General features: G+C 73.7%; 10 protein-coding genes. 8 read left to right on the top strand and 2 right to left on the bottom strand.

The window, feature by feature from the left end; translation table 11 throughout:
• Positions 1-537: 537 nt before the first annotated feature.
• The 5 genes from ACZ47G_RS27425 to ACZ47G_RS27445 all read left to right on the top strand — a co-directional run bounded on the left by ACZ47G_RS27425 (position 538) and on the right by ACZ47G_RS27445 (position 7,227).
• A complete protein-coding gene (locus ACZ47G_RS27425) occupies positions 538-1,287 on the top strand; it encodes a G1 family glutamic endopeptidase (RefSeq protein WP_465747050.1) in 750 nt (249 codons plus the stop codon).
• 305 nt (positions 1,288-1,592) lie between these two features.
• On the top strand, positions 1,593-2,720 hold the full coding sequence (locus ACZ47G_RS27430) for an NADH:flavin oxidoreductase (protein ID WP_465747052.1): 1,128 nt from the start codon (positions 1,593-1,595) through the stop codon (positions 2,718-2,720).
• Positions 2,721-2,771: 51 nt separating this feature from the next.
• Positions 2,772-3,752, top strand: coding sequence for a carbohydrate kinase family protein (locus tag ACZ47G_RS27435; RefSeq protein ID WP_465747054.1), 981 nt, complete (start codon positions 2,772-2,774; stop codon positions 3,750-3,752).
• 40 nt (positions 3,753-3,792) lie between these two features.
• Positions 3,793-6,042, top strand: a complete 2,250-nt coding sequence (locus ACZ47G_RS27440; RefSeq protein WP_465747056.1) for an HAD-IIB family hydrolase — start codon at positions 3,793-3,795, stop codon at positions 6,040-6,042.
• Between the two features lie 18 nt (positions 6,043-6,060).
• Positions 6,061-7,227 carry an alpha-hydroxy-acid oxidizing protein gene (locus ACZ47G_RS27445; RefSeq protein WP_465747058.1) on the top strand — a complete coding sequence of 389 codons (1,167 nt, stop codon included), beginning with the start codon at positions 6,061-6,063 and terminating at the stop codon, positions 7,225-7,227.
• Positions 7,228-7,311: 84 nt separating this feature from the next.
• On the opposite strand, the gene ACZ47G_RS27450 is transcribed toward ACZ47G_RS27445, so the two are convergent.
• Positions 7,312-9,906, bottom strand: coding sequence for a SpoIIE family protein phosphatase (locus tag ACZ47G_RS27450; protein ID WP_465747311.1), 2,595 nt, complete (start codon positions 9,904-9,906; stop codon positions 7,312-7,314).
• A gap of 266 nt (positions 9,907-10,172) precedes the next feature.
• Positions 10,173-10,355, bottom strand: a complete 183-nt coding sequence (locus tag ACZ47G_RS27455) for a hypothetical protein (protein ID WP_465747060.1) — start codon at positions 10,353-10,355, stop codon at positions 10,173-10,175.
• A gap of 578 nt (positions 10,356-10,933) precedes the next feature.
• Here ACZ47G_RS27455 and ACZ47G_RS27460 point away from each other — a divergent pair.
• Genes ACZ47G_RS27460 through ACZ47G_RS27470 form a run of 3 tightly spaced genes read left to right on the top strand, consistent with a single transcriptional unit; the run spans position 10,934 to position 14,771 of the window.
• Entirely contained in the window at positions 10,934-12,196 is a 1,263-nt protein-coding gene (locus ACZ47G_RS27460; RefSeq protein ID WP_465747062.1) for a phenylacetate--CoA ligase family protein, read from the top strand.
• Positions 12,193-13,629 (top strand): MFS transporter, encoded by a 1,437-nt coding sequence (locus ACZ47G_RS27465; RefSeq protein WP_465747064.1) that lies wholly within the window; start codon positions 12,193-12,195, stop codon positions 13,627-13,629. The genes ACZ47G_RS27460 and ACZ47G_RS27465 overlap by 4 nt, the downstream gene beginning before the upstream one ends.
• A complete protein-coding gene (locus ACZ47G_RS27470) occupies positions 13,626-14,771 on the top strand; it encodes a GNAT family N-acetyltransferase (protein WP_465747066.1) in 1,146 nt (381 codons plus the stop codon). The genes ACZ47G_RS27465 and ACZ47G_RS27470 overlap by 4 nt, the downstream gene beginning before the upstream one ends.
• Positions 14,772-14,787: the final 16 nt, after the last annotated feature.

The raw sequence follows: 14,787 nt of genomic DNA on the forward strand, positions 1-14,787 counted from the left end.
TCCTTCGAGCCGCCTTCCAGCGGGCCCTCCGGGCGCTTCGTTCTTTCGTGTTTCCAGCTTATCAGATGTTTTCCGCTCCGTTTCCGGGGCTTCGTTCATCCAACTCGCTTGTGTCTTCCGGGGCTTGACGCCCTGTCCGACGTTTCAAACTCTAGCCGACCCCCGCTCCGAAAAGCGAATCCGGCCGCATTCCCCATAAACAGCCACAGCGAATAAGCACCGGGCGAACCCGCGAGTACGCGGAAACGACCGGCACGGATCCGGAAGTGGTGTTTCAGGGGAGTGGCCGCCCCGGGACCGTCCGCGCTGACGCGTGTCCGGTGCTCCCTGCCGAGCGACTGGGAGACAGTACGCCCTGCCCGGCGCCCGGCACAAATCGCGGCGTGAGCGGCGCCGGGGCGGCCCGTCGGCCCGCCCCCGCTGGGCCGACCAGGGGATTCCGGGACCCGTCCCCGCTCCGCGCCCCGTCACCCCGGTCCCCGATCGCTACCTTTGTCGACGCTTGGTCAACTCCACCCCCCTCACCTGGGATCAACCATGCCCAAAGCCCGTCGGCACGCCCTCGTCACCACGACTGCCCTGCTGGCCCTGCTCGCCAGCGCATCACCAGCCGTCCCCGCACCCGTCTCCGCCCTCCTCCGGGCGCCGATCACCGCGCACCACCACGGCGACGGCGTGCTGCACGGCACCAGCAGCAACTGGTCCGGCTACACCGCCACGGGCGGCAAGTTCACAGCCGTCAGCGCCGACTGGGTCCAGCCGGCCGTCTCCTGCACCAGCACCGACGCCTGGTCCGCCTTCTGGGTCGGCCTCGACGGCGACGGCAGCAAGACGGTCGAGCAGATCGGCACCGAGGCCGACTGCTCCAGCGGCGCCCCGGTGTACTCGGCCTGGTACGAGATGTACCCGGCGTACCCGACCGACCTGAAGAACCCCGTGCGCCCCGGTGACCACTTCACCGCGAGCGTCACCACCAACGGCAGCGGCTCCTTCACCCTCACCCTCCGCAACACCACGGCCGGCTGGAGCCGCGCCGTCGCCAAGTCGCTGAAGGACGCCGCCCTGGCCTCCGCCGAGGTGGTCGCCGAGGCCCCGTCCAGCCTCTTCGGCGTGCTCCCGCTGGCCGACTTCGGCGCCGTCGACTTCACCGGCGCCGCCGTCAACGGGCACCCCCTCGGCGCCTCGAACCCCGCAAGCGTGGACATGGCCGAGGACGGGGTCGCCAAGGCCACCACCTCGGAGCTCAGCTCCGGCACCGACTTCTCGGTGACCTGGCACCACAGCTGACCCCTTCCCCCCGACCGGCGCCGTCGGCCACCGAACAGTGGTCGGCGGCGCCCCAGGTACCCCTCAGCCGCTCGCCGCCCACCACCAGCCACCAGCCGGCGGGCGGCGGGCGGTTCCCACGTCGTGATGCGCAGCGATGCGCAGTGGCGCTGTCGTGGCGCGTCGTGGTGCGTGGTGGCACGTAGTGGCGTGGATCACAGCGGGTTCCGCCCGCCCGGCGAAATGCGGGGGCCGCCGAGGTGGTTGGCACGGGCAACCGCTTCCGCCCCCCCGGCGCACACCACCGCTACCCGCGAGGAATCCGCATGACCGTCACCGAGCCCGCCGCCAACCGCGCGGCCGAGATCCTGTCCCGGCCCGTCACGATCAACGGGCTGACCGTGCCCAACCGCATCGCGATGGCGCCGATGACCCGCAGCTTCTCCCCGGGTGGCGTGCCCGGCGAGGACGTCCGCTCCTACTACGCCCGTCGCGCCGCCGCGGGCGTCGGTCTGATCGTCACCGAGGGGACGTACGTCGGCCACGAGTCCGCCGGCCAGAGCGACACCATCCCGCGGTTCCACGGCGAGGAGCAGCTCGCCGGGTGGGCCGAGGTCGCCGAGGCCGTCCACGCGGCGGGCGGCACCATCGTGCCGCAGCTCTGGCACATCGGCATGGTGCGCAAGCAGGGCGACCCGCCGTTCGCCGACGCCCCCGCCGTCGGCCCGTCCGGCATCCGGCTGGACGGCACCGAGGGGACGGGCCGGGCGATGACCCGGTCCGACCTCGACGCCGTCATCGGCGCGTTCGCCGAGGCCGCGGCGGCCGCCGAGCGGATCGGCTTCGACGGCGTCGAGCTGCACGGCGCCCACGGCTACCTGCTCGACCAGTTCCTGTGGGCCGGCACCAACCGCCGCACCGATGCCTACGGCGGCGACCCGGTCGCCCGGACGAAGTTCACCGCCGAGCTCGTCGCCGCGGTGCGCGCCGCCGTCTCCCCGGCGTTCCCGGTGATCTTCCGCTACTCGCAGTGGAAGTCGGGGAACTACGACGCCCGCCTCGCCGAGACCCCGCAGGAGCTGGAGGCGATCCTCACCCCGCTCGCCGAGGCCGGCGTCGACGCCTTCCACGCCTCGACCCGCCGCTACTGGGTGCCGGAGTTCGACGGCTCGGACCTCAACCTGGCCGGCTGGACCAAGAAGCTCACCGGCCGCCCGGCCATCACCGTCGGCTCGATCGGCCTGGACGGCGACTTCCTGCAGGCCTTCGCGGGCGAGGGCTCGCCGCTCCAGGGCATCGACAACCTGCTGGACCGTCTGGAGCGCGACGAGTTCGATCTGGTCGCCGTCGGCCGCGCGCTGCTCCAGGACCCGGAGTGGGCGGCCAAGGTCCTGTCCGACCGCTTCGCCGAGCTGCGCCCCTACGACGCCGCCGCGATCCGCACCCTGAGCTGACCCTCGACGGTCACAGCCCCCCGCCCGGGCCCGGGCCCGTATGCTCGCCGGATGGAGACGAACGGGGCCTTAGCGCCGTACGAAGTCCTGGTGGCCGGGCCGTACTTCACCGACCTGGTGTTCCACGGCCTGCCGCGGCCCGTGCGACCGGGCACCGAGGTCTTCGCGGACGGCTTCGGCCTGGTGCCGGGCGGCGCCTACACCCTGGCGATGGCGCTGCACCGGCTCGGGCGGCGGGTGGTGTGGAGCGCGGACTTCGGTACGGACCCGTTCAGCGCCCATGTGCTGTCCTGCGCCGGGCAGGAGGGTCTGGACGAGGCGGCCTTCCGCCGGCACCCGTTCCCGGTGCGGAGCCTGACCGTCGCCCTGTCGTCCGAGGGCGACCGGGCGATGGTCAGCTTCCAGGACCCGGTCGACCCGGAGCCGCTGGCCCCGCTGCTCCGGCGGTTCCGCCCGCGTGTCCTGATGATTCCCCAACTGCGCTGGGACGAAGGGACGGTGGCGGCCTGCCGGGCGGCGCGGCAGCTGGGCACCCTGGTGGTGATGGACTGCCACGACACGCCCGCGACCCTCGCCGACCCGGCCGTCCGCGAAGTCCTGGCGCTGGTCGACGTCTTCACCCCGAACGACGGCGAGGCCCTGCGCCTCACCGGCGCGGAGGAGCCGGACGAGGCGATCGCGGCGCTCGGCCGCCTGGTGCCCACCCTGGTGGTCACCCGCGGCGCGCAGGGTGCCACGGCCGTCCGGGGCGGCGAGCGCCATGACGCCGAGAGCGTCCCCGGGGTGGACGCCATCGACCCGACGGCGGCGGGCGACTGCTTCAACGCCGGTCTGGTGCACGGGCTGCTCGGCGGCTGGAGCCTGCCCGACTGCCTCGCCGCCGCCTCGGTCTGCGGAGCGGCGGCGACCACCGGCCCCGGCTCCGGCGCGGCCCTGCACGGGCCGGAGCTGGACCGCCGACTGGACCGCCGGCTGGTGGGCCGGACTGACCGTCAACTCGGCCTGGCCGCACCCGATATCAGCCCGAGGTGAACACTTCACTACCCGCCGTGATCGTGTTAGCGTCCGTCGGATGTCGAGGATTCTGGTCACCGATCTGGACGGCACCCTGCTCGGCGGCACCCGGGACGACCGGCGGCGATTACGGGACGCCCTGGCCCACCACCCCGAGCTGACCACGGTCTTCGCCACCGGACGCGGACTGGCCTCGATCCGTGCGCTCCTCCGCGACCCACTCGTCCCCCGCCCCCGGTGGATCATCGCCGACGTCGGCGCCACCGTCGTCGACGGCACCGACCTCACCACCGTCGACCCGGTCCAGGAGCAGCTGCGAGCCGGCTGGCCGGGCGCCGACCAGGTCCGCGCAGCTCTGCGCCGCTTCCCCCGACTCGCCTACCAGCAGGGAGTCCGCCAGGACGGCCGGTGCTCCTACCACCTCCCGCCGGAGGGCCTCACAGAGGACCTCACCGCCGCCGTCGAAGCCCTCGGCTGCGCCTGGGAGTACTCGGCGGACCGCTACTTCGACGTCCTGCCGCCGGCGGCCTCCAAGGGCAACGCCCTGCGGGCCCTGGCCGGGAAGCTCGGCTGGCGGCCCGACGAGATCCTGGTCGCCGGCGACTCCCTCAACGACCTCTCGCTGTTCCGCACCGGCACCCACGCGGTGGTCGTCGGCGGAGCCGAACCCGCCCTGCTCGCCGCCCTCGACGGGGACCGGCGCGTCCAGCGCCCCGGCCGGCCCGGCGCGGCGGGCATCCACGCCGCGCTCCGCAACCTCGGCTGGACCGCCACGGGCTCCACGAGCTCCACGGGCTTCACAGCCTCTGCGGGCTCAACAGGCTCCCCGGCCTCTGCGGGCTCAACGGGACCCACGAGGTCCACGGGCTCCGCGCCGATCCACACCCCCCGGCCCGCTCCCGAACGGCCCGCCGGCCCGCACGCCCTCGTGGTGGCCTACCACCGCCCGCCGCTGCACTGGAACGGCGAGAGCTGGCAGCCGCCGGGCAGCCCCAACGGCATCCTGCCCACCCTGACCAGCGCCTTCACCGACGACCTCCCCGGCGTCTGGGTCACCGCCCTCACCGGCCGCGACCGGCAGGCCCCGCTCCCGTACCCCGCCTCCGTGCCGCCACTGGCCGCCGTGCCCGTCGACCAGGCCACCTGGAGCGGCTACTTCCACCGCGCCTGCAAGGAAACCCTCTGGCCGGTCCTGATGTCCGAACCCGAGCGGGCGGTCTTCGACGAACGCTCCTGGACCGACTACCGCACCGTCAACGCCCGCTTCGCCCGTCACATCGCCGCCCAGGCCGCCCCCGGCGCCACCGTCTGGCTGCACGACTACAACCTCTGGCTCGTCCCCGGCCTACTGCGCCGGATCCGCCCCGACCTGCGGACCGGGCTCTTCCACCACACCCCGTTCCCCGCCCCGGAGACCTTCGCCACCCTCCCGGTCGCCGCCGAACTGCGCGCCTCACTGACCCGCCTCGACTGGGCCGGCTTCCACACCGAGCAGTTCGCCGCGCACTTCCGCCGGGCCCTGACCGGCCCGCCCCACCGGCCGCGCACCACCGCGCACCCACTCGGCGTCGACCGGCCCCGCACCACCGTCCACCCGCTCGGCATCGACCGGCCGGCCGTCGAGCGGCTCGCCCGCCGGCGCGCAGCGCACCGCCGCCCACCCACCGACCGCGTGGTGCTCTCGGTCGAACGCCTCGACTACGCCAAGGCCCCGGTCCAGAAGGTCGACGCCGTCGACCGCCTGCTCGCCCGCCGGCCGGAACTGCGCGGCCGGCTCACCTTCCGGCTGGTCTGCCCGCCGCCCGAGCCCGGCATCACCGCCTACGACACCACCCGCCACCACCTCGAACGCCGCATCGACGAGACCAACACCCGCTGGCGCCACAGACATTGGCAGCCGATCGACTACCTGCCGCACCGCCTCTCCAGCACCGAGGTCATCGACGAGTACCTCACCGCCGACGTCCTGTGGATCACCTCCTTCCAGGACGGGATGAACCTCACCGCCAAGGAGTTCATCGCCGCCCGGACCGCCCTACCCCACAGCGATGCCCCTGCCGACCCCGGAGTCCTCGTCCTCTCGCGCCACACCGGCGCCGCGACCCAACTCGGCGAGGCCGCCCTGCTCACCGACCCCTGCTCCCCCGAGGACCTCACCACCGTCCTGTCCCGGGCCCTCGACCTCACCCCCGCCGAGCGCCGCACCCGGATGGCCCGCCTGTCCCACCTCCTCGGCCACGACCGCCCCGCCGACTGGGCCCACGGAATCCTCCGCGCCATCCGCGGCACCGACACCACACCCGCATGACCCGAGAGGTTGAGAAGGATGACCCGGCAGTTCGGCGACTACCAGAACGAGATCTACCTCAACGGGCTCGGCGGCGTGCTGCCGACCATGCCGATGACCTTCGCGGACCTGGAGGCGCGGGCCCAGTCGGCGCTGCCACCGTCGGTGCTCTCCTACGTGGCGGGCGGGGCCGGGGACGAATCCACCCAGCGGGCGAACGTCACCGCCTTCGAACGGTACGGCCTGGTGCCGCGGATGATGGTCGGCGCCAAGCAGCGCGACCTGTCCGTGGACCTGTTCGGCCACACCCTGCCCGCACCGCTGTTCATGGCCCCGGTCGGGGTGATCGGCCTGTGCGCGCAGGACGGCCACGGCGACCTCGCCACCGCCCGCGCGGCCGCCCGCACCGGCGTGCCGATGATCGCGTCCACCCTGACCGTCGACCCGATGGAGCAGGTCGCCGCCGAGTTCGGCGGCACCCCCGGCTTCTTCCAGCTCTACACCCCCACCGACCGCGCCCTCGCCGAGAGCCTGGTCCACCGCGCCGAGGCCGCCGGGTTCAAGGGCATCGTGATCACCCTGGACACCTGGATCACCGGCTGGCGCCCGCGCGACCTCGCCGCCTCCAACTTCCCCCAGTTGCGCGGCCACTGCCTGGCGAACTACACCTCCGACCCGGTCTTCCGCGCCCGCCTCGCCAAGCCACCGGAGGAGGACCCGGGCGCGGCCGTCCTGGAGTGGGTGCGGATCTTCGGCAACCCGCTCACCTGGGACGACCTCCCCTGGCTGCGCTCCCTCACCGACCTGCCGATCATCCTCAAGGGCATCTGCCACCCCGAGGACGCCCGCCGCGCCAAGGACGGCGGTGTCGACGGCATCTACTGTTCCAACCACGGCGGCCGCCAGGCCAACGGCGGCCTCCCCGCCCTGGACGCCCTGGCCACCGTCGTCGAGGCCGCCGACGGCCTGCCCGTCCTCTTCGACTCCGGCATCCGCTCCGGCGCCGACATCGTCAAGGCCCTCGCCCTCGGCGCCACCGCCGTCGGCATCGGCCGCCCCTACGCCTACGGCCTGGCACTCGGCGGCACCGACGGCATCACCCACGTCCTGCGCTCCCTCCTCGCCGAGGCCGACCTCCTCATGGCCGTCGACGGCTACCCCACCCTCGCTGCCCTCCGCACCCCCGACGCCCTGCGCCGCCTCTGAACGGGACTCCGGCGTCGGGCTCCCGGGGACCGGGCTTCCGGCATCAGGTTTCCGGGGACCGGGCCCGGGAGCGGCCTTCACCGGCTACAGGCGCTGCTCGGCCCAGATGATCTTGCCCTCGGGTGTGTAGCGGACGCCCCAGCGTTCGGCGAGCCGGGCGACGAGGAACAGCCCGCGGCCTCCCTCGTCCTCCGCGGCCGCGTACCGCAGGTGCGGGGCGGTGCTGCCGGTGTCGGAGACCTCGCAGATCAGCGTGCGGTCGTACAGCAGGCGCACCTTGATCGGTCCGCTCGCGTAGCGGATGGCATTGGTCACCAACTCGCTGAGCACCAGCTCGGTGACGAAGCCGGCCTCGTCCAGGCCCCACTCGGTGAGCTGCCGGGTGGCGTCGGCGCGGACCCGGGACACGGCCTCGGGAGTCGAGTCCACCGCCCACTCGGCGATCCGGTCGGGCTCCAGCACGCGGGTACGGGCGACGAGGAGGGCGATGTCGTCGGTCTGCCGGGCAGGCAGCAGGGCCGCCAGCACGGCATCGCAGACCTCCTGCGGCGATCGGCCGGGGCGGGCCAGGGTGGCGCTGAGGACGTCCAGGCCGACGCCGACGTCGCGGGTGCGGTCCTCGATGAGGCCGTCGGTGTAGAGGACCAGACTGCTGCCCGGCGGCAGCCGCACCTCCGTGGCTTCGAAGGGCATCCCGCCCAGGCCGAGGGGCGGGCCTGCGGGGAGGCCGAGGAGCTCCACCGTGCCGTCCGGGTGGACGACCGCGGGCGGTGGATGGCCGGCCCGGGCCAGCACGCAGCCGGCGGTGGTGGGGTCGTAGACGGCGTAGAGGCAGGTCGCTCCGGTGATCGAGAGCTGCCCCTCGGCCGCGGCCGTCTCCTGGTCGATGTGGGCGACCAACTCGTCCAGGTGTCCGAGGAGCTCGTCCGGCGGCAGGTCCAGCGTGGCGAAGTTCTGGACCGCGGTGCGCAGCCGCCCCATGGTCGCCGCCGCGTGCAGGCCGTGGCCGACCACGTCGCCGACGACCAGCGCGACCCGGGTTCCGGACAGCGGGATGACGTCGAACCAGTCGCCGCCGACCCCGGCTTGGGCGGGCAGATAGCGGTAGTCGACTTCGAGGGCGCTCTGCTCGGGCAGCCCGCGCGGCAGCAGGCTGTGCTGCAGGGTGACGGCCATCGTGTGCTCGCGGGTGAAGCGGCGGGCGTTGTCGACGGAGACCGCGGCCCGGGCGGCCAGCTCCTCGGCCAGGGACAGGTCGTCCTCCTCGAACGGGCTCGTGTCCCGGCCGCGCCAGAAGCAGGCGACGCCCATCAACACACCCCGCGCCGTCAGCGGAACGGCGATCAGCGACGCCAGGCCGAACTCCAGCACCGCCTGGGTGCGCTCGGCGTCCTGCCTGCGCCACCCGGCGTCGACGGCCAGCTCGGGGACCAGCGTGGAGCGCCCGCTGACCAAGCCCGCCGCCTGCGGGGTGCTCCCGGCCCAGGTGACCAGCTCCCCCTGGGGGTACAGCGGCGAATCGTCCCGGACGCCGGTGACCGCCACCCGCCGCAGTACCACCGGGGCCCCGACCGTCAGTGCCGTCGGTTCGTCGCCGCGCAGGACCTCTTCGGCGAGGTCGACGGTGGCGTAGTCGCAGAACTCCCGGGTGGCCATCCGGGCGAGCTCCTCCGCGGTGCGCCGGACGTCCAGGGTGGTCCCGATGCCCACGCTCGCGGCGTACAGCAGCCTCAGCCGGCTGCGGGCGACCTCGGCCTTCCCCGCGAGGGCGAGCAGCTCGGTGGAGTCGCGCAGGGTGGTGACGCTCCCGGGCGGGCCTCCCCCACTGCCGGTGGGGCGGTGGTTGACGGCCAGCAGTAGGTCGCCGACCGGGATCACCTCGTCGGTGACGGCGCGGCCGGAGGTCAGCAGTCCGGTCGTACGGGGCGCGAGGCCGAGGTCGGCCACGGCGCGCCCCTCCGCGTCGGCGGGCAGGTCGAGCAGTCGGCGCGCCTCGTCGTTGGCGAGCAGGACCCGGCCGTCGCCGCCGACGATGACCACCCCTTCGCGCACCGCGTGCAGCACCGCGTCGTGGTGCTCGTACATCCGGGTCATCTCCTCCGGCCCGAGACCGCGGGTCTGCCGCAGGAGACGCCTGCCCACCAGCGCCGTTCCGGTCGTGGCCAGGCCGAGCGCGAGGACACCGGCGCCCAGGACGAGGGGCAGCTGCCGGTTGATCGCGCTGCTCACATTGGCGACCTTCATCCCGGAGGAGACGATGCCCACGACCGCGCCCCGGGGGTCCTCCACCGGGACCACCACCTGGTACTCCTGGCCGAGCGGGCCGTGCACCTGCTCGACGGTGACCCGGCCCTGCAGCGACGGCCCGATCGTGCCGACGAACTTCTTGCCGATCTGCTCCGGCTGGGGGTGGGTGAAGCGGATGCCGTTCCGGTCGGTCACCACGATGAAGTCGACCTGGGCGGCCTTGCGGGCCGCTTCGGTCAGCGGTTGGAGGACCGCGCTGGGATCGGGGCCCTGCATCGCCGCCACCAGGCCGGGGCCGTGGGCGAACGCCTCGGCCGCCGCGAGCGAGCGGTCGCGCGCCGCCGCGAACCGGTCGCTGCGGGACTCGACCAGCAACGCGCCGACCGCCACCACCACGAGCACCAGCACGATCAGCACCTGCAGGACGAACATCTGACCGGCCAGGCTGCGGACGCCCGTCACCGACCGCAGCCAGCGCGCGGCCGGACCCCGCGGGACCGGACGCGGCTGCCCACGCCCCCGGCGGCCACCCGCTCGGCCGGCGGACCGGGGGGAGGGCCGGGGAGAGGGACCCGCTTCCTTCGCCATACACCCATGGTCCCGCTCGTGCCCGGAACGGACCCGGCCACGGGCCGGCCCGCCGGGGCGCCCCGTGGACACCGGGCCCGTCTCACCCGAGGCGGCCCCTCCGACCGGGGTCAAGCGGGGCCGGGCCCGGTCGTCGGGACGGGCATGGCGTGCCAGGTGTTCGCGAGGACTTCCAGGGTCACCAGACGCATGGTGGTGTCGGCCTCGGGGAAGTAGCACCCGCTCTCGCCGGTGGGGGTGAAGCCGAAGCGGGTGATCGCGCGCAGGGCGTCGGTGTTCTCCATGGAGGTCATGCCTCGACGTCGAGGCGGATGCCGCCGACGGGGCACCGGTCCGACGCCGGATCCCGCCGAAAGGCGGAGGCCGTACCCCCCGGACGGCGGGTGGCAATTCCGACATCCGAGCCGCAATCAGGCAGCCTCACATGAAATGTCGTGAATTCAACTAAGGAATTCGCGTAAACCGATCGATCAGAGCGCGGGATCCTCGCCGATCCGACCGCGGCGAGATCCACCCCACCCTTCGCACACCGTGCGCCGGAGACGCGCCGACAAGGAGGCCTTGGGTCGTGTCCGCACCAGTCTGACGGTGACTCAACTTGGAATCCAATGGCATATGCGGGTGATAGCCTTGCTTTCTGCGAGCGGGTGACCCCACAAACCCCGATGTCGCATCAACCGGCGAACCATCAGCGCAGCGCCACCGAACCTCGGTGCGCGCGCCCGGTCCGTTTCCCATCCCGTGACCTGCCGAGTCGCAACGGAATCGAATTCCACCGATCATCGGCGCCACGAACACCCTCCGACCCGTCGGGCGAAGTCGCGCACCACATGGCCTCGCTCCGCCCTCGCACGCCCAAAAGCAGGAATTGATGCCCGTTCAACCCATTGCGGAACTCATACGCTTCGCGCGCCGCAACTCGCCTTTCTATGCCGACCTGTACGCCGGCCTGTCCGCCTCCGCCGCGCGGTTGACCGATCTTCCGGTCGTCCCCCAGGCCGAGTTCTGGCAGGCCAACACGCCTCGCGGCAACCGGCTGCTGACCGGGCCACTGGAGGAGGCGGTCGTCTTCAAGAGCGGTGGCACCACCGGCTCGCCGAAGTTCTCGTTCTACAGCAGGGAGGAGTGGCGGGAGTTCACCACCTCCTTCGGTGCCGGACTGGTCGACGCCGGGCTGCGTCCGGGGCACCGGGTCGCCGATCTCTTCTACGCGGGCGACCTGTACGCCAGTTACACCTTCATCCTCGACTCGCTGCACCGCTCGCCCGTCTCCAACGTCCGGCTGCCGATCGGCGGGGCGGCTCCCCTGGAGTCGACCGCGCAGACCCTGGAACAGTTCGAGGTCGAGGTGGTGGCCGGCACCCCGACGACGCTGTGCGCGCTGGCCGACCACCTCCTGGCCTCCGGTCGTGAACTCCCGTCCGTGGAGCTACTGCTGTTCGGCGGCGAGGGCCTCTACCAGGACCAGCAGCCGCTGCTGCGCAAGGTGTTCCCCAACGCCCGTGTCTCGTCGATCGGTTACGCCGCCGTCGATGCCGGGCTGCTCGGCCGGCCCGTACCGGGACCGGACACCCGGGTGCACCGGGTGTTCACCCCGGAGACGGTGGTGGAGATCCTCGACGACCACACCGGCGAGCCGATCGGCACCGAGGGCGTACCTGGCCGGGTCGTGGTCACCGACCTGCGGCGACGGCTGATGCCCGTGCTGCGCTACCCCGTCGGGGACCGCGCGGAATGGACCGACGCCGCCACCGGGCGGTTCCGCATCCTCGGCCGGGCCCAGGAGGGCGTACGGGTGGGGCCGGTGTCGCTGTACACCCAGGACGTCCTCGACCTCGTCCGGGCCGCCGACCCGGCCGGTCGGGTGATCGGTGTGCAACTGGTGGTGCGCCGCTGGGAGGGCCGGGACGGGCTGGTCCTGCGGCTGGCCTGCGACGGGAACCCCACCGGACTCCCCGAACTGGCCGCCGCCGTCAGGTCCGGGATCCACACGGCGCGGCCGCTGTACCCGGAGGCGGTCGTTGCCGCCCACGTCCACCCGCTGTCCGTCACATGGGTGCGTCCGCACGAGCTCGCCGTCAACGCGCGGACCGGCAAGCTGATCCGCGTCCTCGACGAACGGCCGCACTCGTGACGGCGGCCGAGGCGGCCGACCGCCGCCTACCGCTCGTGCTGCGCAACCGGCGCTTCGCCGCCGTCTGGGTCGCGCAGGTCCTCACCCAGGCCGCCGGACGGATGTTCCAGATCGGCGCCGTGTGGTGGCTGATCGGCTACGCCGCAGGCCCGGACCGCGGCCTCGCCTCGGGCGCCTTCCTCGCCGTCAGCACCCTGCCCGCCGTCGCGCTGGCGCCGCTGGTGGCCGCGCTCATCGCCCGACACCCGCACCGCACGGTGCTGGGCGCCTCGGCGGCCGTCGCCGGCCTGGTCGCCCTCGGCACGGCGGGCTGGACGTACGCCGCGACACCGCCGATGGCCGTCACGTACGGTGCCGCGCTGCTGCTGGCGGGCTGCCAGGCGGTCTTCGACCCCTGCCTGACCACGTCCGTTCCCGAACTGGTCCGGGACGCCGACATCGAGGCCGCGACCGGCTTCGAACTCGCCACCCAGTCCCTGGCCGGCCTCGCCGGCGGCCTGTTGGGCCCGCTGGTGGTCGACGGCTCGGGCCTGCCCGGCATCGTCGCCGGGAGCGCCGGTGCCTACCTGCTGGCGGCCGCCCTGATCGGCGCGACCCGGTTCCCCGCCGCCCCGGGCGCACCGACCCCGGGCGCACCGACCCCGGACGGTCGGCCGCCCGCCGGACAGGACGCACCGACCCCGGGCGCACCGACCGCGGGCGCACCGACCGCGGAGGGCCGGTCGACCGCCGCCCGGCGGCCGCTGCGCCGCATCCTGGCCGAACTCCCGTTCATCCGCCGAGTGCTCCTCTGCTTCACCGCCGCGAACGTGTTCACCACCGCGGTGTTCGTGGTGATGCCGCTGTACACCCGGACGGTGCTGCACGCGGACGGCTCGACCGTCGCGGCCCTGGAGGCGGCCCTCGGCGCCGGCACGCTGGTGGGCTCCTTCACGGGCGGCCGCCTCCCGGGCACGCCGACCGCGGTCGGCGCCGGGTGCCTCGGCCTGATGGCCGCCGCGCTCGGTCTGCCCGGCCTGGCCGCCGGACAGGCCCCGGCCGTCGGGTCGATGGCGGTCGCCGGCTGGTGCGTGGGCGTGATCGGCGTGCGGTTCGTGGCGCTGTTCCAACGGCTGGTACCGGCCGAGGACCGGCCCGGGTTCTTCGCCGTCATGCAGGCGTTGCTCGGGGCGACCTTCCCGGTGTCGTCGCTGGCGTTCGGCCTGCTCGGCGACCACCTGTCGCCGCGGACGCTGTGCCTGGTCCAGGCCCTCGGTCTGCTGCCGGTCGCCGCCGTGCTGTGGTGGACCGACCGACACGAACCGGCTGCCCGCGAGTCCGGCCGACGCGAACCGGCCGCCCCCGAGTCCGCGACAGTCGCGGCGAAGGCCTCGGCCACGGCCCCGGCGAGGGTCTCGGCCACGGCCGCGCAGCCGATCGGGGACGCGCGATGACCGCGACGATCGCCCCGGCGGTGCCGCAGGACGTCGCGCAGCTGCGGCAGCTCTACTTCGACGTCTACGGCCACGGCTACCCGGTCGCGCTCGGCAGTGACCCCGCGGAGATGCGCCGCCTGATCGACGACCCGCACACCCACTGGTTGACCGCACGCCACGCGGGCACCGGTCGGCTGGCCGGGTCCGTGGCGGTGCAGACCGACCCCGGCGGCCGGATCGGCAAGCTGGTGGGCCTGGCGGTCCACCCGGAGCAGCGGGGCGGCGGCCTCGCCGCACGGCTGACCGCCTCCGTCTGCGCGGACGTCTTCGCCACCGGCACACTGGACTCGGTCTACGCGACCGTCCGCGTGGTCACCCCCGGCCCCCAGCAGGTCTTCGCCCGCAACGGCTTCCAGGCCCTCGGCCTGATGCCGAACGCCGTCGAGGTGGCCGGATGCGAGAGCCTCGCACTGGTCGCCCGGCACGCCGACGGCGTCCTGGCCCGGCGGGAGAACGTCGGCGAGGTACCCCGGGCCCTGGTTCCGCTGTTGGATGCTGCCCAGCAGAGCACCGGCGTCGACTACGGTCGCCCCCGCCCGACGGACGCCCCCGCCCCGGCCGTCGACCGGACCGCGCCGGCGACGGCGCCGATGGAGCTGATCACCGCACCGGGCTTCGTCCGCCGCCGCTTCCTCGAGCTCTTCCCCGATCCGGGAGAACGGTTCTTCCCGCTGCACGTCCCGAACGCCGTACTCACCCCACCGGACGGAGCGTTCGAGGCGTACGCCGACCTGGACCGGGCCGCGGCGAGCTGCTCGCTGATCGCGGTACACCCGTCCCCGGCGGCCGTCGCCGGGGCGCTGGAGCCGCTGATGGCGGCCGTCACCCGCGCGGGCGCCGACTACGTCGAGACACTGCTGCCACTGGCCGACACCGCCGGACTCGACGCCTTCCTGGCCGCCGGGTTCATCCCGAGCGCCGTCTATCCGGCGATGCGCCGGATCGGCGACCGGTTCCACGACTACGTGGTGCTGTCCCGCACCAGCCGTCAGATCGACTTCCGGGCCGCGGCCGTCAGCGGTCGGCTCCAGCCGTACCTGCTGGCCTACCTCACCACCTGGACATCGACCTACCTACCCCTCCCCGAGGTTTCCCCGTGACCGTCCACCCCGAGAA

This window comes from Kitasatospora sp. NPDC030952, from assembly GCF_055571335.1.